This window comes from Pseudomonas urmiensis (assembly GCF_014268815.2).
GTDB classification, from domain to species: domain Bacteria; phylum Pseudomonadota; class Gammaproteobacteria; order Pseudomonadales; family Pseudomonadaceae; genus Aquipseudomonas; species Aquipseudomonas urmiensis.
This window is the reverse complement of record NZ_JABWRE020000001.1, coordinates 5,550,067-5,567,929: the sequence shown is the minus strand read 5'-3', so window position 1 is coordinate 5,567,929 and position 17,863 is coordinate 5,550,067. Positions and strand designations below refer to the sequence as shown.

The following is a 17,863-nucleotide window of genomic DNA, read 5'->3' as shown; positions in this document are numbered from 1 at the left end:
CGATCAGGCTGACGCTATCGCGGGGCAAGCCCGCTACCACGAGCCCCGCTCAGTTGCTCTCGACGCGAAGGTTGCTTATGTCCGAACGCCCGCCGCTGGACCCCGTCACCGCCCGCTGGATCCCCTGGGTCGTGGCCATCGCCTTCTTCATGCAGTCGCTGGACGGCACCATCCTCAATACCGCCCTGCCGGCCATGGCCCGTTCACTCGAAGAAGACCCACTGCGCATGCAAGGCGTGATCATCGCCTACATGCTCACCGTCGCCCTGCTGATTCCGGCCTCTGGCTGGATTGCCGATCGCTTCGGCACCAAACGGATCTTCTTCAGCGCGATTCTGCTATTCAGCTTCGGCTCGCTGCTGTGCGCCATCGCCAACAGCCTGACCTTCCTGATCATTGCCCGGATCATCCAGGGCCTGGGCGGCGCGCTGATGCTGCCGGTGGGGCGCCTGGTGGTCCTGCGCGCCTATCCGCGCTCGGAGCTGGTGCGGATCATGAGCTTCATCACCATTCCCGGCCTGCTCGGCCCGCTGCTCGGGCCGACGATGGGCGGTTGGCTGGTGGAGATCCTCAGTTGGCACTGGATCTTTTTGCTCAACCTGCCGGTGGGCGCCCTGGGCTGCTACGCGGTATGGAAGTTCATCCCTGATCTGCGCGGCACGGAACGGACCACCTTCGATGCCCCGGGCTTCATTCTGTTCGGCGCGGCGATGGTACTGATCACCATCGCCATGGAAGGCCTGGGCGAGCTGCACCTGCCGCACTTGCGCGTGATGTTGCTGCTGTTCGCCGGCATGGCGTGCCTGGCGGCCTATTGGCTGCGCGCCGGGCGCGATCCGGAGCCGCTGTTCTCGCCCAGCCTGTTCCGCGTGCGGACCTTTGCCATCGGCATCCTGGGTAACCTGTTCGCTCGCCTGGGCAGCGGCGCGTTGCCATTTTTGGTGCCGTTGTTGCTGCAAATCGCCTTGGGCTACTCGCCCTCCCAGGCGGGGATGAGCATGATCCCCCTGGCGGCGGCAGCGATGCTCGCCAAGTCAATTGCCAGGCCGCTGATCGAACGCCTGGGCTACCGGATCATCCTCACCGGCAATACCTTGCTGCTGGGCATTCTGCTGGCCAGCCTGGGCCTGGTGGACGAGCAGACGCCTTACGCCCTGCTGCTGGTGCAGTTGTCCTTGCTCGGCGCGGTCAACTCGCTGCAGTTCACCGCGATGAATACAGTGACCCTGATCGACCTGGACGACGCCAGCGCCAGCAGTGGCAACAGCTTGCTGTCGGTGGTCGCGCAGCTGTCGCTGAGCCTGGGCGTGGCCTGCGCCGGTGCCTTGCTTGGCGGTTTCACCGCGGCCGGCAGCGCCGAGGGCGTGGAAACCACCCTGGGCGCGTTCCAGCTGACCTTCTTCACCATCGGCCTGATGGCCATGCTGGCGGCGGCGATCTTCCTGCAACTGGCGCCGACAGACGGAAGGCGTGCCCGTCGTCCGGAACCGGAGATCGAACCTTAGGGCGAATGGCCACGAGGCTGGTAGACTGTGCGGCATTTTTCGCTTCGCAACGCAGGCCCGCCTCGTGACCACCGAATCCACCGCATTTGCCACTCTGCCGCTGTCCGCCGCCATGCTGGCCAACCTGGACGCCCTCGGCTATGCCGCGATGACCCCGATCCAGGCCCAGAGCCTGCCGGTCATCCTCAAGGGCCAGGACCTGATCGCCCAGGCCAAGACCGGCAGCGGCAAGACCGCCGCCTTCGGCATCGGCCTGCTCAACCCGATCAACCCGCGCTACTTCGGCTGCCAGGCGCTGGTCCTGTGCCCGACCCGCGAGCTGGCCGACCAGGTCGCCAAAGAACTGCGCCGGCTGGCCCGGGCCGAGGACAACATCAAGATCCTGACCCTGTGCGGCGGCGTCTCGCTCGGCCCGCAGATCGCCTCGCTGGAGCATGGCGCGCACATCATCGTCGGTACCCCAGGCCGGGTGCAGCAGCACCTGGACAAGGGCACCCTGGTGCTCGACGGGCTCAACACCCTGGTGCTCGACGAAGCTGACCGGATGCTCGACATGGGCTTCTTCGACGCCATCGCCAGCATCATCGGCAAGACCCCGGCGCGCCGCCAGACCTTGCTGTTCTCCGCCACCTATCCAAGCGGCATCGAGCAACTGGCCGCAGACTTCATGCGCAAGCCGCAGCAGGTCAAGGTCGAGGCGTTGCACAGCGAAACCCAGATCGAGCAGAGCTTTATCGAGATCGACCCACAGCAGCGCCTCGAAGCGCTGACCCGGGTGCTTGGCCACTATCGCCCTGAATCGTGCGTGGCGTTCTGCTTCACCAAGCAGCAGTGCGAAGAGGTGGTTGCCCACCTCACCGCCAAGGGCATCGTTGCCCAGGCCCTGCACGGTGATCTGGAGCAGCGTGACCGCGATCAGGTGCTGGCCATGTTCGCCAACCGCAGCAGCTCGGTACTGGTGGCCACTGACGTCGCCGCCCGTGGCCTGGACATCGATGGCCTGGACATGGTGATCAACGTTGAACTGGCGCGTGACGCCGAGATCCACGTACACCGCGTTGGCCGTACCGGTCGCGCAGGCGAGAAAGGCGTGGCGGTGAGCCTGGTGGCACCGGCCGAAGGCCATCGCGCGCAGGCCATCGAGCAGTTGCAGAAGCGCCCGCTGCGCTGGGAGCAACTGGACAGCCTGAAGAACAAAGGCGGCGAACCGCTGCTGCCGGTCATGGCCACCTTGTGCATTGCCGCCGGACGCAAAGACAAGCTGCGCCCAGGCGATATCCTTGGCGCGCTGACCGGTGATGCGGGGATTCCTGGCAAGCAGGTGGGCAAGATCGCCATCTTCGACTTCCAGGCCTTCGTGGCGGTGGAGCGGGCCTTGGCCAAGCAGGCCATGCAGCGGCTCAACAGCGGCAAGATCAAGGGCCGTTCGCTGAAAGTTCGTATCCTTTAAGCAGCACCACGTGCCCTGTAGGAGCGGGCTTGCCCCGCGATAGCGGTCGACCAGGCAACGTCGTTGACGCTATCGCGGGACAAGCCCGCTCCTACCAGGGTGGCGTCGACCTCCTATTTCATCGTTCGCAGGGAAACTATCTTGCACTCCACCGACGTGATCATCCTCGGCGCTGGCGCCGCCGGCCTGATGTGCGCTCAACTCAGTGCCCGACGCGGGCGCCGTGTGCTTCTGCTCGACCACGCCAACAAACCGGGCAAGAAGATCCTCATGTCCGGCGGCGGGCGCTGCAACTTCACCAACCTGTACACCGAGCCTGGCAACTTCCTCTCGCACAACCCACATTTCTGCAAGTCGGCGCTTGCCCGCTACACCCAGTGGGACTTCATCGAGCTGGTGGCCAAGCATGGCGTGCCATATCACGAGAAGAAGCTGGGCCAGCTGTTTTGCGATAACAAGTCCAGCGACATCCTCAACCTGCTGCTCGCCGAATGTGACGATGCCGGGGTCGAGCTGCGGATGGAAACCAGCATCGAGACCATCGACAAGACCGACAGCGGTTATCGCCTGCACACCAGCGCTGGGCCGTTTGCCTGCCAGTCGCTGGTGATCGCCACCGGCGGTCTGTCGATTCCGACCCTGGGCGCCAGCGGCTTTGGCTATCAGGTCGCACGCCAGTTCGGCCACAGCCTGCTGCCCACCCGCGCAGGTTTGGTGCCGTTCACCATCACCGAGCCCCAGCTCAAGGCATTGTGCAGTGAACTCTCGGGGACCTCGCTCGATTGCACCGCCAGCTGCAACGGCACCAGCTTCCGCGAGAACCTGCTGTTCACCCATCGTGGCCTGAGTGGCCCGGCGATCTTGCAGATCTCTTCGTTCTGGGAGGCAGGCGACACGGTCGAGATCAACCTGCTGCCGGACCGCGATGCCCTCGACTGGCTGCAACAGCAACAGACCGAGCGCGCCAACAGCGAACTGAAGACCGTGCTGGGCGAGGTGTTCACGCGCAAGCTGGCCAACCTGTTGGCTGATCAGTGGTTCGTCTCCAAGCCGATGAAGCAGTACACCCCGGCCGAGCTTGTGCAGATCGCCGAGAAGCTGGCGGCCTGGCAGGTTGTGCCGGCCGGGACTGAGGGCTATCGCACTGCTGAGGTGACGCTTGGCGGGGTGGATACCCGCGAGGTGTCGTCCAAGACCATGGAATCGCTGAAGAGCCCGGGGCTGTACTTCATTGGTGAAGTACTGGACGTCAGCGGCCATCTGGGTGGGTTTAATTTCCAGTGGGCCTGGGCCTCGGCTAACGCCGCCGCGCAGTTCGTGTAAGGTAGAATCCTTTCAGCACGGAACGCTTCTTGCTGGTCCGTGCCAGGATGCATCAAAGCTGGGTCCGCTGCGCGGCCCCTCGCGGGCAAGCCCGCTCCCACAGAGTTTTGCGCTGGCCGCTGTGGGAGCGGGTTTGCCCGCGAAGGGCCGCGCAGCGGACCCCAGCTGCAATGGCATTCACTGAACAGGTTCTCATTCGATCACTGCCAGCAGGCCATCATGTCATCGAGCTCGTTTCGCCATTCTCTGCGTCGCCTGTGGGGCCAAGACAAGTTCAGCTACAGCATCCGGGTAACCGTCGCCCTCACCGGCAGCATGGCCCTGTGCTGGTACCAGGATGAAATGAACCTGTTGATCCCGCTGTTCCTGGGGATCATCGCCAGCGCCCTGGCCGAGACCGACGACGGCTGGCAGGGCCGGCTCAGCGCGCTGATGGTGACCCTGGTGTGTTTTGCCATCGCCGCACTGTCAGTCGAGCTGCTCTTCCCCTATCCGTGGATTTTCGCCATCTCGCTGGCCTTGGCCGCGTTCTGCCTGACCATGCTCGGCGCCCTGGGCGAACGCTACGGGGCAATCGCCTCGGCAACATTGATTCTGTCGGTGTACACCATGATCGGCGTGGACCAGCGCGGTGGCGAAGTCACCGATTTCTGGCACGAGCCTTTGCTGCTGGTAGCCGGCGCCGCCTGGTATGGCCTGCTCTCGGTGCTGTGGCAGGCGCTGTTCTCCAACCAGCCGGTGCAGCAGAGCCTGGCCAAGCTGTTCAATGAGCTGGGCCGCTACCTCAAGCTCAAGGCCAACCTGTTCGAGCCGATCCGCAACCTCGACGTCGAGGCCCGGCGCCTGGAACTGGCCCAGCAAAATGGCAAGGTGGTGGCAGCGCTCAACGCAGCCAAGGAAATCATTCTGCACCGGGTCGGCAACAGCCAGCCGAACTCCAAGGTCAGTCGCTACCTCAAGCTGTACTTCCTGGCCCAGGATATTCATGAGCGGGTCAGCGCCTCGCACTATCCCTACAATGCGCTGGCCGAAGCGTTTTTCCACAGCGATGTGATGTTCCGTTGCCAACGCCTGCTACGCCAGCAAGGCTCGGCCTGCCAGCAGCTGGCTGAATCGATCCGCCTGCGCCAGCCCTTCGTCTATGGCACCGGCTTTGCCGAAGCACTGGAAGACCTGCACGCCTCGCTCGAACACCTGCGCATCCAGAGCAACCCCGCCTGGCGCGGGCTGCTGCGCTCGTTGCGCGCGCTGGCCGGTAACCTGGCCACCCTCGACCGCCTGCTCGGTGCTGCGAGCAACCCGGACAGCCTCGCCGACGCCAGCGACAGCAGCCTGCTCGACCGCTCGCCACGCACCTTCAAGGATGTCTGGAGCCGGCTGCGCACGCAGCTCACGCCCACTTCATTGCTGTTCCGCCACGCCCTGCGCCTGCCGCTGGCGTTGTCGATCGGCTATGGCATGGTTCATTTGATCCACCCGACCCAAGGCTACTGGATCATCCTCACCACGCTGTTCGTCTGCCAGCCCAACTACGGCGCGACCCGGCGCAAGCTGGTGCAACGGATCTTCGGCACGGCCATCGGCTTGACGGTGGGCTGGGCTCTGTTCGACCTGTTCCCCAACCCGATCATCCAATCGATGTTCGCGGTGGTGGCGGGCGTAGTGTTCTTCGTCAACCGTACCACCCGCTACACCTTGGCCACCGCCGCAATTACCTTGATGGTGCTGTTCTGCTTCAACCAGATCGGCGATGGCTACGGGCTGTTCCTGCCGCGCCTGTTCGATACCCTGGTCGGCAGCCTGATCGCCATTCTGGCGGTGTTCCTGTTCCTGCCCGACTGGCAGGGGCGGCGCTTGAACAAGGTGCTGGCCAATACCCTCAGCTGCGCCAGCGCCTACCTGCGCCAGATCATGCAGCAATACGCCCATGGCAAGCGTGACGACCTGGCCTATCGCCTGGCCCGGCGCAACGCGCACAACGCCGATGCAGCGCTGTCGACCACCCTGGCCAACATGCTCATGGAGCCGGGGCATTTCCGTAAGGAGGCAGATGTCGGTTTCCGTTTCCTGGTGCTCTCACACACCCTGCTCAGCTACCTCTCCGGGCTGGGTGCGCACCGTGATACGGCGCTGCCGGCCGAGGTGCATGAGCAGTTGATCGAGGGTGCCGGGCAGAGCTTGGCCAAGAGCCTGGAAGAGATCGCCAATGGCCTGGCAGCGCGGCTGCCAGTGGCCATCCACAGTGATGAAGAAGAGGCGCTGGCCAATGCACTGGAGCAAATGCCAGAGGAGTTGGATGAGCATCAGCGCCTGGTGCAGACGCAATTGGCGTTGATCTGTCGCCAGCTCGGGCCGCTGCGGACCATGGCCGCTCACTTGATCAAGGAAGGCTCTCCTGCCTGAGGATTGGCGGATGCCCAATTGTCCCCACGGCAGCGGGCTTACAACCTTCAGGCCTCAATTGTTCTCGTGGGAGCGGGCTTGCCCCGCGATCAGGCCTGCACCGCCCCCCCCTCAGAACCCATGCTGGCGTAGCAGCCGGGCATAACTGCCATCGGCCTTCATCGCCACGATTGCACGCTCGAACCGCTGCACGATCTGCTGATGCTGTGGATGCTTGAGGCTCACCAGGATATGCAGGCTGTTCTCCCCCAGCGGCGGCTCGACGAAGCTCACCGCATCGCGCACCTGCTGTGGCTCGCGCTGCAAGTTGTAGCGGGCCACATACTCGTCTTCCACTGCCAACTTCACCCGCCCTGCCGCCAGCATGCGTACGGCAGATGAGAAGTTACGCACAGGCACTTTGCTCAAGCGGGTATCACTGTCGAAATCCGGTGAGTAGGCATAATCGCGCACCACCGCAATCGAGTACGGATACAGGTCGGCCTGGCGCTTGTAGCTAAAGGCATCTCCCTGGCGCTTGAGCAGGCGAATCCGATTGGTCAGGTAGGCTTTGGAAAATTGGCCGATCAGCGCGCGCGAGTCGTTGTACCAGGCATTCACCAGTACATCGTAGCGACCATCAGCCACGCCCTTGAGCGCCCTGGCCCAAGGCACCTCCTCGAACTCGCTGGCATATCCCGCACGCATCAGGGCGGTGGTGACGATGCTGGTGGCCAGGCCGCCGCCGGGCATGCCGGTATCGGTGAAGGGCGGCCAGCTGTCGGACACCAGGCGTAGCTTGTCCTGCGCCGATGCTACGGGCAGCAGCATTAGCGCCAGCAAACCAACAACACAAAGCAGTGGCCGCATGCTCAAGTCCTTTCGCAATTAGGGGCTCACGCGGGAGCTTCATCACTACAGGTTGGCAGAGTACACACAGGCGAAAGCCGGTCGCAGCCGACAATAATGTCAAATAGCCTCTATTTTGGCCGAACTGCGCCGCAGTTGATCCACGGCATCGGTTTCTCGTGCTTGCCCGCCAGATTTGCGATGATCGTCAGCCCATCCCAGGAGCGCATCTCAATGTCCATCGAGTGGATCTGCAAGCACCATACCGACCTCGACAAGCAACAGCTGTATGACATCCTCGCGCTGCGCACAGAAGTATTCGTGGTAGAGCAGCGCTGTCCTTATCAGGAGGTCGACGGGCTCGACCTGAGTGGCGATACGCTGCACTTGATGGGTTGCCAGGACAACCGCCTGGTCGCCTATCTGCGCCTGCTCGACCCGCAGGCGCATGACGGCGAGGTGGTCATTGGCCGAGTAGTGACCGCAGCTGCCGCTCGGGGCAACGGCACTGGCCACCAATTGCTGCTCAAGGGCCTGGAGTGTGCCGAGCACTGCTGGCCAGGCACGCCGGTCTACCTGTCAGCTCAAGCACACCTGCAAGGCTACTACGCACGCCACGGCTTCGAGGTGGCAGGAGACGAATACCTTGAAGATGGCATCCCTCACATTGGCATGCGCAGGGGCTGAGCTCAGGGGCTGAGCCCAGCGTTGAGGCTCAGGGATAGCCCAACACCTGGCGGATTGTGCGCAGGTGCTGAATGATCCACTGCTTGTCGATCGCACCCCAGTCATGGATGCGGTAGTGCCCAGCATGGTTGCGAGCACCCGCTTCTTGCTCGAACTCGCAGACGATGTCCAGGTCGGCCAGGGCTGCGATGGTGTCCTGGGCGGTGCGCCGGGGCATGCCGGTGGCCTCCATCAAGGCGGGGACGCTGGTCGCGGTCTGGCTGTCGATCAGCCAGGCCACGTAGAGGCGGCGGTAGAAACTGCTCTTGGTCTTGCTTACATCCATGCTGGGTGGTCCTTACGTGGTGCCCGGCAGCTCCCGGTAGGTCAGGTAGACGCGCAGGTCGAATTCCAGTTGATGGTAGTCCGGCTCCATGTGCTGGCACAGCTGGTAGAAGGCCTTGCTGTGGTCGCGCTCCTTGAGGTGGGCCAACTCGTGCACCACGATCATGCGCAGGAACTGCGGCGCAGCTTCCTTGAACAATGCCGCAATGCGGATCTCTTTTTTCGCCTTGAGCTTGCCGCCCTGCACTCGCGATACCGCGGTATTGAGCCCCAAGGCACGGTGGGTCAAGTCCAGGCGGTTGTCGAACAGCACTTTATCCAGGTTCGGCGCGCTGCGCAGATAGGCCTGCCTGAGCTCTTGGGCATAGAGATACAAGGCCTTGTCGTTCTGCACCTCGTGGCGCCCTGGATAGCGCTGGCGCAGGTAATCGCCCAGGCGGTCGCTGGCAATCATCTGGCGCACCTGCTCCTGCAGGTGTGGTGGGTAGGCTTGCAAGTAGCGTAATTCGGTCATGGCACGGCGGTCGCTGAAAGCAGAGGCGATTCTAGCCAATCATGACCGTGGCCAGGGGAAAATCGCCGGAAAGCCGCTGGCATCGGCGCAGGTCATCGGCCGCGCCACCAAAAAGCCCTGCACGTAGGCACAGCCATTGGCCTTGAGCCAGGCGGCCTGGGCAGCGGTCTCGACGCCTTCGGCGATCACCGTGATGGCGTAGTCGGCGCACAGGCCGATGACACTGCGCACCAGCGCGGCATCACCCGCCGAGTCCGGCAATCGACTGACCAGATGACGGTCGAGCTTGAGGGTATCGATCGGCAAGTCGCGGACCATGCGCAACGAACACTCACCCGCGCCAAAGTCGTCCAGCGCCACCCGTACGCCCAGCTCGTGCAAGCGCTTGACCTGCTTGATCGCCGCATCGATGTTGTAGATCAGTGAGGTTTCCGCCACCTCGACCTCCAACTGCGCAGGTTGCAGGCCGTGCTCCTCGATTACCCGGCGCAACTCGTCGACCAGGTTGGGCATGGCGAACTGAATCCGGCTCAGGCTGATGCTGAGCACCAGGTCAGGTGCGAAGTGCTCATTCCAGGCTTGGCGCTGAGCGGCGCCCTGATCATAGATCCAGCTGGCCAGCCGGCTGATCAGACGGGTTTCCTCGAGCAAGGGAATGAACAGCGCAGGCGGAACGTCGCCGACGCTGGGGTGCTGCCAGCGCAGCAACGCCTCGAAGCCGCGCAATGTGCCGTCAGCGAACGCCACCTGGGGCTGGAACACCAGGCTGAAGTCCTTCTGTTCGATGGCCGTGCGCACCCCATCTTCGAGCATCAAACGGGACCGGGCCCGCCCATTGAGCTCCTGATCGTAGAAGCGGTACTGCTGGCGACCGGCTTGCTTGGCGGCGTACATCGCGGTGTCGGCCGCGCGGATCAAGCCTTCGACCGTGCCGCCGCAATCGGGGTAGGTGGCGATGCCGATGCTGACGCCAAGGCAGACATCCACGCCCTCGACCTGATGGGAAATCGACAGGCGCTCGATCACCTGCTCGGCAAACCGCCCGGCCCGCTCCGGATAGGGCAAGCCATCGAACAACGCGGTGAATTCATCACCGCCCATGCGCGCCAGCAAGGCCTCGCTGCCCAGGCAGTCCTTGAGTTGTTCGCCGACCCAACGCAGCACCTCATCGCCGGCCTCATGACCGAGTGAGTCGTTGATCCGCTTGAAACCATCCAGGTCCATGTACATCAATGCCTGGGCTTTGTCCGAGCGCTCACTGCGCAGCAGCGCGCCCTCGGCGGCCTGATAGAAGCCGCGGCGATTGAGCAGGCCGGTGAGCGGATCGGTGACCGCCTGGTATTCCAGTTGCTGGTGCAGGCTGCGTACCACCGACATGTCCAGCACCGTCACCACCATGGCGCGCTGCTCCGCCGGCAAGGGTGCGCAGGACAGCGCCACCGGCACCAACTGGCCGCCGAGGGTACGCAACTGGGCGTCATGCACGCGGAAGATCTGCCGGGCCAAATACGCCTGATAAAACTCCGACTCGCGCCACAGGCAGGCCGTTACCAATTGCACCAGGTCGAGCACATGCGCGCCTTGCAATTTATCCACAGGGGTTTCGAGCAAGCGCGAGATGGCCGGGTTGGCAAAGCCGATGGTGCCAGCCTCATCCACTACCAAAATGCCTTCGGCCGCGTTTTCCAGGATCGATGCATTGAACGCCCTGGCCGTTTCCAGCTCGCGGGTCAGACGTTGCAGCATGCGCCGGTTGCGCTGCTGCTCCAGCAATGCCTGCACCTTGGGCTTGAGGATCTGCGGATCGAAGGGTTTGAACAGGTAATCCACCGCACCTGCGGCATAGCCCTTGAGCACCGCGGCTTGCGACTGCTCGTTGGCGGTCAGGAAGATAATCGGCGTCAGCCGGGTTCGCTGGCTGCCGCGCATCAGCCGGGCCACCTCGAAACCGTCCATTTCGGGCATTTGCACATCCAGCAGGACCAGGTCCACGTCATGCTGCAGCAATGCGCTCAAGGCTTCCATCCCCGAGCTTGCCGTGAGCACCTGCCAGTCTTGCCGGGCCAACAGCGCCCGCATGCTGATCAGGTTCTCCGGGTAATCGTCGACAACCAGCAGAACGGATCGGCCATCCGGGGCATTGGGTTGAGCTTCATCCATGCTGCTTCTCTTGTAAGCGCGACTGCCACTACCAATTGGATCCGATTAACTACTCTAGTCGGGGGTTGGCCGGGTGCAATGCAATCAGAACGCTATCAGTCGGATATCTTCGCCCAAACCGACTAACGGTCGTGCCCGGTCTTGTTCCACGATGGCGCTAAATAGCAGCCATAAAAAAACCCGCATTTCTGCGGGTTTTTCCTGCACGGGTGCGGATCAGTTGACCTTGGCAGCCAGCTCGCCTTTCAGGTAACGCTGGTACATGCCTTCCAGGGAGATCGGTTTGATCTTGGAGGCATTACCGGCAGTGCCGAAGGCTTCGTAACGGGCGATGCAGACGTCGCGCATGGCTTTGACGGTTTCGCCGAAGAACTTGCGTGGGTCGAATTCGCTCGGGTTGGTCGCCATCAGGCGACGCATGGCACCGGTCGAGGCCAGACGCAGGTCGGTATCGATGTTGACCTTGCGCACGCCGTACTTGATGCCTTCGACGATTTCTTCAACCGGTACGCCGTAGGTTTCTTTGATGTCGCCGCCGTACTGGTTGATGATCGCCAGCCACTCTTGCGGTACCGAGGAAGAACCGTGCATCACCAGGTGAGTGTTAGGGATGCGCTTGTGGATTTCCTTGATGCGGTCGATCGCCAGTACGTCACCGGTAGGTGGCTTGGTGAACTTGTAGGCGCCGTGGCTGGTGCCGATGGCGATGGCCAGGGCATCGACCTGGGTCTTCTTGACGAAGTCGGCGGCTTCTTCTGGGTCGGTCAGCATCTGGCTGTGATCCAGAACGCCTTCGGCGCCGATACCGTCTTCTTCACCGGCCATGCCGGTTTCCAGCGAACCCAGGCAGCCCAGCTCGCCTTCAACCGAAACGCCGCAGGCATGCGCCATGGCGACGGTCTGCTGAGTGACGCGCACGTTGTACTCGTAGTCGGTCGGGGTCTTGCCGTCTTCGCCGAGCGAGCCGTCCATCATTACCGAGCTGAAGCCCAGTTGGATCGAGCGCTGGCAGACGTCCGGGCTGGTGCCGTGGTCTTGGTGCATGCACACCGGGATGTGCGGGAACTCTTCGATCGCGGCCAGGATCAGGTGGCGCAGGAACGGCGCACCTGCGTATTTGCGAGCACCGGCCGAGGCCTGCACGATGACCGGAGAGTCGGTCTTGTCGGCGGCTTCCATGATGGCGCGCATCTGCTCGAGGTTGTTGACGTTGAAAGCTGGAACGCCGTAGCCGAACTCGGCGGCGTGGTCCAGCATCTGGCGCATGCTAATGAGTGCCATTGTGTATCTCTCTCCCGACAAGCGTCGTTGTTTCGTGCAAGCCTGCCGCAGGGGCGGTTGCTGTTCAAGTAGTGTGGGCCACCATGGCGGCCCGGCCAGTCACGGTGCCTTGCAGCCCCGCCCAATCAGATCGTTGGTTGCCACCCAGTACACCAGGCCTTCATCGCCTTTGGTGTGCAGGGCCAGCACGCCGTCGCTGTATAGCGCGCCAGAGGCGCCCGGCTCGGACTTGAGCCGGTAGACCTGGTCGCCGCCGCCGAGGCGTACGTCGACCGAATCCTGGGTAGCGTCGGCGAAGCGCCAGAGTACTTCGGTCTGGGTATCGCAGACCCAGCGGGTCCAGTTGTCTGCCGGGGCGGGTTGCGCCGGCTGCAGCAGTGAGCATCCTGCCAGTGTCGCCAGGGCCGCAAAGGCCATGAGCGCTTTCATTCAGTTTCCTCGAATTGGGGCTGCTGTGCAGCCCTTCGCGGGCAAGCCCGCTCCCACAGGTTAAGCGCTGCTCCCGAGGTCAGCGCTGTGCCCGCGAAGGGCCGCACCGCGGCCCCCTTGTCCAAGACCACGAAAGGTCCGGTTGGTTGCTCGTCACCCGATCAAGGGCAACCCGGCGCCTTGCGCTGGTGCTCGTCGTCGTACTTTTCCAGGCCATCCGGGCCCAGGCGCTTGTTGATTACCGGCACCGTTTCCGCCTGCCACTGGGACTGATAGCAGCCGCCCTGGGGCGACTGCGACGGTTCGGCGTCCGCAGCCGGACCGCTGGAGCAAGCGCTCAGCAGCCCCGCCACGATCATCACAGGCAATTGCTTGACCATTCGGTCGCTCCCTTTGCCGCGCGCCTTCATGCTCAGGCCTTGGCCCGCTCTTCCAGGATCGCAACGGCGGGCAGGACTTTACCCTCGACGAATTCGAGGAACGCACCGCCACCGGTAGAAATGTAGGAGATATCGCTGCCAACGCCATATTTATCGATGGCTGCCAGGGTATCGCCACCGCCAGCGATGGAGAATGCCGCGCTATCGGCAATGGCTTTGGCCAGTACTTGGGTGCCGTTGCCGAACTGGTCGAACTCGAACACGCCGACCGGACCGTTCCACAGGATGGTCTTGGAGGTCTTGAGCAAGTCAGCGAACTGTTCGGCGGTTTGCGGGCCGATGTCCAGGATCATGTCATCGTCAGCGACTTCAGTGATGAGCTTGACGGTGGCCTGGGCGCTCTCGGCGAACTCCTTGGCAACCACCACGTCCACCGGCAGCGGCACATTGACCTTGGCCGCAATGGCCTTGGCGGTGTCGACCAGGTCAGGCTCGTACAGCGACTTGCCAACCTTGTGGCCTGCTGCGGCGAGGAAGGTGTTGGCGATACCGCCGCCGACGATCAGCAGGTCGCAGACGCTGCTCAAGCTGTTGAGCACGTCGAGCTTGGTCGACACCTTGGAGCCGGCGACGATGGCTGCCATCGGCTTGGCCGGGGCTTTCAGGGCCTTGCCCAGGGCGTCCAGCTCGGCTGCCAGCAGCGGACCGGCAGCAGCGACTTTGGCGAACTTGGCCACGCCATGGGTCGAACCCTCGGCGCGGTGGGCGGTACCGAAGGCGTCCATGACGAACACGTCGCACAGGCCGGCGTACTTCTGCGCCAGCTCGTCGGCGTTCTTCTTCTCGCCTTTGTTGAAGCGCACGTTCTCGAACAGCACCAGCTCGCCGGCCTGGACCTGGACGCCGTCCAGGTAGTCGGCAACCAACGGCACTTCGCGGCCGAGGGCCTTGCTCAGGTAGTCGGCGACGGGCTTGAGGCTGTTCTCGGCGGAGAACTCGCCCTCGGTCGGACGACCCAAGTGCGAGCAGACCATTACCGCGGCGCCTTTTTCCAGGGCCAGCTTGATGGTCGGCAGCGCAGCCAGGATACGCGCATCGCTGGCTACCACACCGTCCTTCACAGGCACGTTGAGGTCTTCGCGGATCAGTACGCGTTTACCTTGCAGGTCGAGGTCGGTCATCTTCAACACGGTCATGAATGCAGTCCTTCAGGGCTGTTTGGTGCGGGTTTGGTGGACGACGTGCAGATAGTGGTCAGCAACGTCGAGCATACGGTTGGCGAACCCCCATTCGTTGTCGAACCAGGCCAGCAGGTTCACCAGGCGGGGGCCGGAAACGCGGGTCTGGCTGGCATCGACGATGGCCGAATGCGGGTCATGGTTGAAATCACAGCTGGCGTGCGGCAGCTCGGTGTAGGCCACAAGCCCCTGCAGCGGGCCGCTCAGGGCGGCGTCGCGCAGCACCTGGTTGACCTCAGCCGCAGTCGTATCGCGAGCGGTCTGCAAGGTGATGTCCAGGCACGACACGTTGACGGTCGGCACGCGTACCGCTTTGGCCTGAATTCGCCCGGCAAGTTCCGGCAGCAGGCGCTCGATGCCACGGGCCAGGCCAGTAGACACCGGAATTACCGACTGGAATGCCGAGCGGGTGCGGCGCAGGTCTTCGTGGTGATAGGCGTCGATCACCGGCTGGTCGTTCATCGCCGAGTGAATCGTGGTGATCTGCACGTACTCGATGCCAAAGGCCTGGTCCAGCACACGCAACAGCGGCACGCCGCAGTTGGTGGTGCAGGAGGCGTTGGACACCAGCCGCTCGGCGCCGGTCAGGCAATCCTGGTTGATCCCATAGACCACCGTGGCATCGACATCCGCCTCGCTGGCCATCGGTTGGGAGAACAGCACCCGTGGCGCGCCGGCGTCGAGGAAGCGCTGGCCGTCGGCGCGGGTGTTGTAGGCGCCGGTGCATTCGAGCACCAGGTCGACGTCCAGGGCGGACCAGTCGATCCCTTCAGGGGTGGCACTGCGCAAAACCTGCACGCAGTCGCCATTGATATGCAGGCAATCGCCGTCGACCTTCACCTCACCGGGGAAGCGCCCGTGGGTGGAGTCGAAGCGTGTCAGGTATTCCAGGCTGGCCTGATCGGCCAGATCGTTCAGTGCAACGATCTCGAAGCCCGCCTTCGCCCCTCGCTCGACCAGTGCGCGCAGGACACAGCGGCCGATGCGGCCGTAACCGTTGAGTGCAACTTTGTAGGGACGCGGATGGGGCATGCCGGGCTCACGTATCGAAAGCGTTGTATGACCATCGCGGGGCAAGCCCGCTCCCACGCCAGCCAGTATTCGCGAGCTGGCGTGGGAGCGGGCTTGCCCCGCGATTGAAGGGGGCGGCAAAGCCCCCAGACTTTACATCAGTCTTCCAGCAGCTCTTCAGCAGTACCCAGGATGTTTTCCAGGGTGAAGCCGAACTCCTCGAACAGCGCCGAGGCCGGAGCCGATTCGCCGTAGGTGGTCATGCCGATGACGCGACCTTCCAGGCCTACGTACTTGTACCAGAAGTCGGCGTGGGCAGCTTCGATGGCGATGCGCGCACCGACTTGCAGCGGCAGTACCGACTGCTTGTAGGCAGCGTCCTGGGCATCGAACACGCTGGTGCTTGGCATCGACACGACGCGCACCTTGCGGCCCTGCTCGGTCAGCTTGGCGAACGCCTGCACCGCCAGGCCCACTTCGGAACCGGTGGCGATCAGGATCAGCTCAGGCTCGCCTGCGCAGTCCTTGAGCACATAGCCACCACGGGCGATGTCGGCGATCTGCTGGGCATCGCGGTCCTGATGTTGCAGGTTCTGGCGCGAGAAGATCAGCGCCGATGGGCCGTCCTTGCGCTCCAGTGCGACTTTCCAGGAGACGGCCGACTCGACCGCATCGGCTGGGCGCCAGGTGTCCAGGTTCGGCGTGCTGCGCAGGCTGGTCAGCTGCTCGATCGGCTGGTGAGTCGGGCCGTCTTCGCCCAGGCCGATGGAGTCGTGGGTGTAGACGTGGATCACCCGCTGTTTCATCAGCGCCGACATGCGCACTGCGTTACGGGCGTATTCCATGAACATCAGGAAGGTCGCGCCGTAAGGCACCAGGCCGCCGTGCAGGGCAACGCCGTTCATGATCGCGGTCATGCCAAATTCACGCACGCCGTAGAACACGTAGTTGCCGCTGGCATCATTGGCCTCGACACCCTTGCAACCTTTCCACAGGGTCAGGTTGGAGCCGGCCAGGTCAGCCGAGCCGCCGAGGAACTCAGGCAGTAGGAGGCCGAAGGCGTTCAGGGCATTCTGGCTGGCCTTGCGGCTGGCAATGGTTTCACCCTTGGCTGCGACTTCGGCGATGTAGGCAGCGGCCTTTTCCGAGAAGTCAGCTGGCAGATCACCGCTCAGGCGACGCTTGAGCTCGCTGGCCAGTTCCGGGAAGGCGGCGGCGTAAGCGTCGAAGCGCTGGTTCCATTCGGCTTCGACCTTGGCACCGGCGGCCTTGGCATCCCACTCGGCAGCGATGTCAGCAGGGATTTCGAACGGGCCGTGGTTCCAGTTCAGTTCTTTGCGGGCCAGGGCGATTTCGTCGTTGCCCAGCGGCGCACCGTGGCAATCTTCCTTGCCCTGCTTGTTCGGCGAGCCGAAACCAATGATGGTCTTGCAGCAGATCAGGGTCGGACGGTCGCTCTTGCGAGCGGTGTCGATGGCCATCTTGATTTCGTCGGCATCGTGACCGTTGACGTTACGGATGACCTGCCAGTTGTAGGCTTCGAAACGCGCTGGGGTGTTGTCGGTGAACCAGCCGTGCACTTCGCCGTCGATGGAGATGCCGTTGTCGTCGTAGAAGGCGACCAGCTTGTTCAGGCCCAGGGTACCGGCCAGCGAAGCGACTTCGTGGGAAATGCCTTCCATCATGCAGCCGTCACCCAGGAACACGTAGGTGTTGTGGTCGACGATGTTGTGGCCTTCACGGTTGAACTGGGCAGCCAGCACTTTCTCGGCGAGGGCGAAGCCTACGGCGTTGGCCAGGCCTTGGCCCAGCGGGCCGGTGGTGGTTTCGACACCTGGGGTGTAGCCGAACTCCGGGTGGCCTGGGGTGCGGCTGTGCAGCTGGCGGAACGACTTGAGGTCGTCGATGGTGACGTCATAGCCGGTCAGGTGCAGCAGCGAATAGATCAGCATCGAGCCGTGGCCGTTGGACAGCACGAAGCGGTCACGGTCAGCGAAGCTCGGGTTGCTCGGGTTGTGCTTCAGGTAGTCGCGCCAAAGCACTTCGGCGATATCCGCCATGCCCATAGGGGCACCTGGGTGGCCGCTGTTGGCCTTTTGCACGGCATCCATGCTGAGGGCACGAATGGCGTTGGCACGATCACGACGGCTGGGCATCGCTAAGTCTCCTGGGGCTTTGAATAAGTAGTGGAACGCAAAAAGGCGGCCATTTTCCCCCACAGGCGGCCTGGGGGCAATGACGGATGGTCGCAGTTGGGTATTTTTCCTGTGTTTAGGGGGCAATTCATGAAAAACGCTGGTGCAAACCTATAACGAGGAGACTCTGCGGAG

The 17,863-nt window shown here is 63.3% G+C and carries 15 protein-coding genes; 5 read left to right on the top strand and 10 right to left on the bottom strand.

Features of this window, described 5'->3' with window-relative positions; genetic code table 11:
- Window positions 1-77: 77 nt before the first annotated feature.
- The 4 genes from mdtD to yccS all read left to right on the top strand — a co-directional run bounded on the left by mdtD (window position 78) and on the right by yccS (window position 6,681).
- Window positions 78-1,505: a multidrug transporter subunit MdtD gene (mdtD, locus tag HU737_RS25115; RefSeq protein WP_186557527.1), complete on the top strand. Its 1,428-nt coding sequence runs from the start codon at window positions 78-80 to the stop codon at window positions 1,503-1,505.
- A 112-nt stretch (window positions 1,506-1,617) separates the two neighbouring features.
- Entirely contained in the window at window positions 1,618-2,955 is a 1,338-nt protein-coding gene (gene dbpA, locus HU737_RS25110; RefSeq protein WP_264082888.1) for an ATP-dependent RNA helicase DbpA, read from the top strand.
- A 141-nt stretch (window positions 2,956-3,096) separates the two neighbouring features.
- Window positions 3,097-4,278 (top strand): BaiN/RdsA family NAD(P)/FAD-dependent oxidoreductase, encoded by a 1,182-nt coding sequence (locus tag HU737_RS25105; protein ID WP_186557529.1) that lies wholly within the window; start codon window positions 3,097-3,099, stop codon window positions 4,276-4,278.
- Window positions 4,279-4,497: 219 nt separating this feature from the next.
- Window positions 4,498-6,681, top strand: a complete 2,184-nt coding sequence (gene yccS / locus HU737_RS25100; protein WP_186557530.1) for a YccS family putative transporter — start codon at window positions 4,498-4,500, stop codon at window positions 6,679-6,681.
- Window positions 6,682-6,792: 111 nt separating this feature from the next.
- Here the strand turns inward: yccS and HU737_RS25095 are convergent, their stop codons facing one another.
- Window positions 6,793-7,530, bottom strand: a complete 738-nt coding sequence (locus tag HU737_RS25095) for a substrate-binding periplasmic protein (RefSeq protein WP_186557532.1) — start codon at window positions 7,528-7,530, stop codon at window positions 6,793-6,795.
- A gap of 213 nt (window positions 7,531-7,743) precedes the next feature.
- On the opposite strand from HU737_RS25095, the gene HU737_RS25090 reads away from it, so the two are divergent.
- Complete coding sequence (locus HU737_RS25090) at window positions 7,744-8,196, top strand: GNAT family N-acetyltransferase (protein ID WP_186557534.1); 453 nt, start codon at window positions 7,744-7,746, stop codon at window positions 8,194-8,196.
- Between the two features lie 28 nt (window positions 8,197-8,224).
- Here HU737_RS25090 and HU737_RS25085 read toward each other — a convergent pair whose 3' ends face one another.
- From HU737_RS25085 to tkt, 9 genes are all read right to left on the bottom strand, one after another.
- Window positions 8,225-8,521 (bottom strand): winged helix-turn-helix domain-containing protein, encoded by a 297-nt coding sequence (locus HU737_RS25085; RefSeq protein ID WP_186557536.1) that lies wholly within the window; start codon window positions 8,519-8,521, stop codon window positions 8,225-8,227.
- A gap of 12 nt (window positions 8,522-8,533) precedes the next feature.
- On the bottom strand, window positions 8,534-9,034 hold the full coding sequence (locus HU737_RS25080) for a M48 metallopeptidase family protein (protein WP_186557538.1): 501 nt from the start codon (window positions 9,032-9,034) through the stop codon (window positions 8,534-8,536).
- Window positions 9,035-9,073: 39 nt separating this feature from the next.
- Window positions 9,074-11,194 (bottom strand): putative bifunctional diguanylate cyclase/phosphodiesterase, encoded by a 2,121-nt coding sequence (locus HU737_RS25075; RefSeq protein ID WP_186557540.1) that lies wholly within the window; start codon window positions 11,192-11,194, stop codon window positions 9,074-9,076.
- A 216-nt stretch (window positions 11,195-11,410) separates the two neighbouring features.
- Window positions 11,411-12,475 carry a class II fructose-bisphosphate aldolase gene (fba, locus tag HU737_RS25070; protein ID WP_012274520.1) on the bottom strand — a complete coding sequence of 355 codons (1,065 nt, stop codon included), beginning with the start codon at window positions 12,473-12,475 and terminating at the stop codon, window positions 11,411-11,413.
- A gap of 99 nt (window positions 12,476-12,574) precedes the next feature.
- Window positions 12,575-12,904, bottom strand: coding sequence for an MliC family protein (locus HU737_RS25065; RefSeq protein WP_186557542.1), 330 nt, complete (start codon window positions 12,902-12,904; stop codon window positions 12,575-12,577).
- Between the two features lie 161 nt (window positions 12,905-13,065).
- The gene (locus HU737_RS25060; RefSeq protein ID WP_186557544.1) at window positions 13,066-13,284 is read right to left on the bottom strand and encodes a hypothetical protein; all 219 of its coding nucleotides are present in this window, start codon (window positions 13,282-13,284) and stop codon (window positions 13,066-13,068) included.
- A gap of 32 nt (window positions 13,285-13,316) precedes the next feature.
- The gene (locus HU737_RS25055) at window positions 13,317-14,480 is read right to left on the bottom strand and encodes a phosphoglycerate kinase (protein ID WP_186557547.1); all 1,164 of its coding nucleotides are present in this window, start codon (window positions 14,478-14,480) and stop codon (window positions 13,317-13,319) included.
- A 12-nt stretch (window positions 14,481-14,492) separates the two neighbouring features.
- On the bottom strand, window positions 14,493-15,554 hold the full coding sequence (gene epd / locus HU737_RS25050) for an erythrose-4-phosphate dehydrogenase (protein WP_186557549.1): 1,062 nt from the start codon (window positions 15,552-15,554) through the stop codon (window positions 14,493-14,495).
- 137 nt (window positions 15,555-15,691) lie between these two features.
- Entirely contained in the window at window positions 15,692-17,689 is a 1,998-nt protein-coding gene (gene tkt, locus HU737_RS25045; protein ID WP_186557551.1) for a transketolase, read from the bottom strand.
- Window positions 17,690-17,863 lie beyond the last annotated feature (174 nt).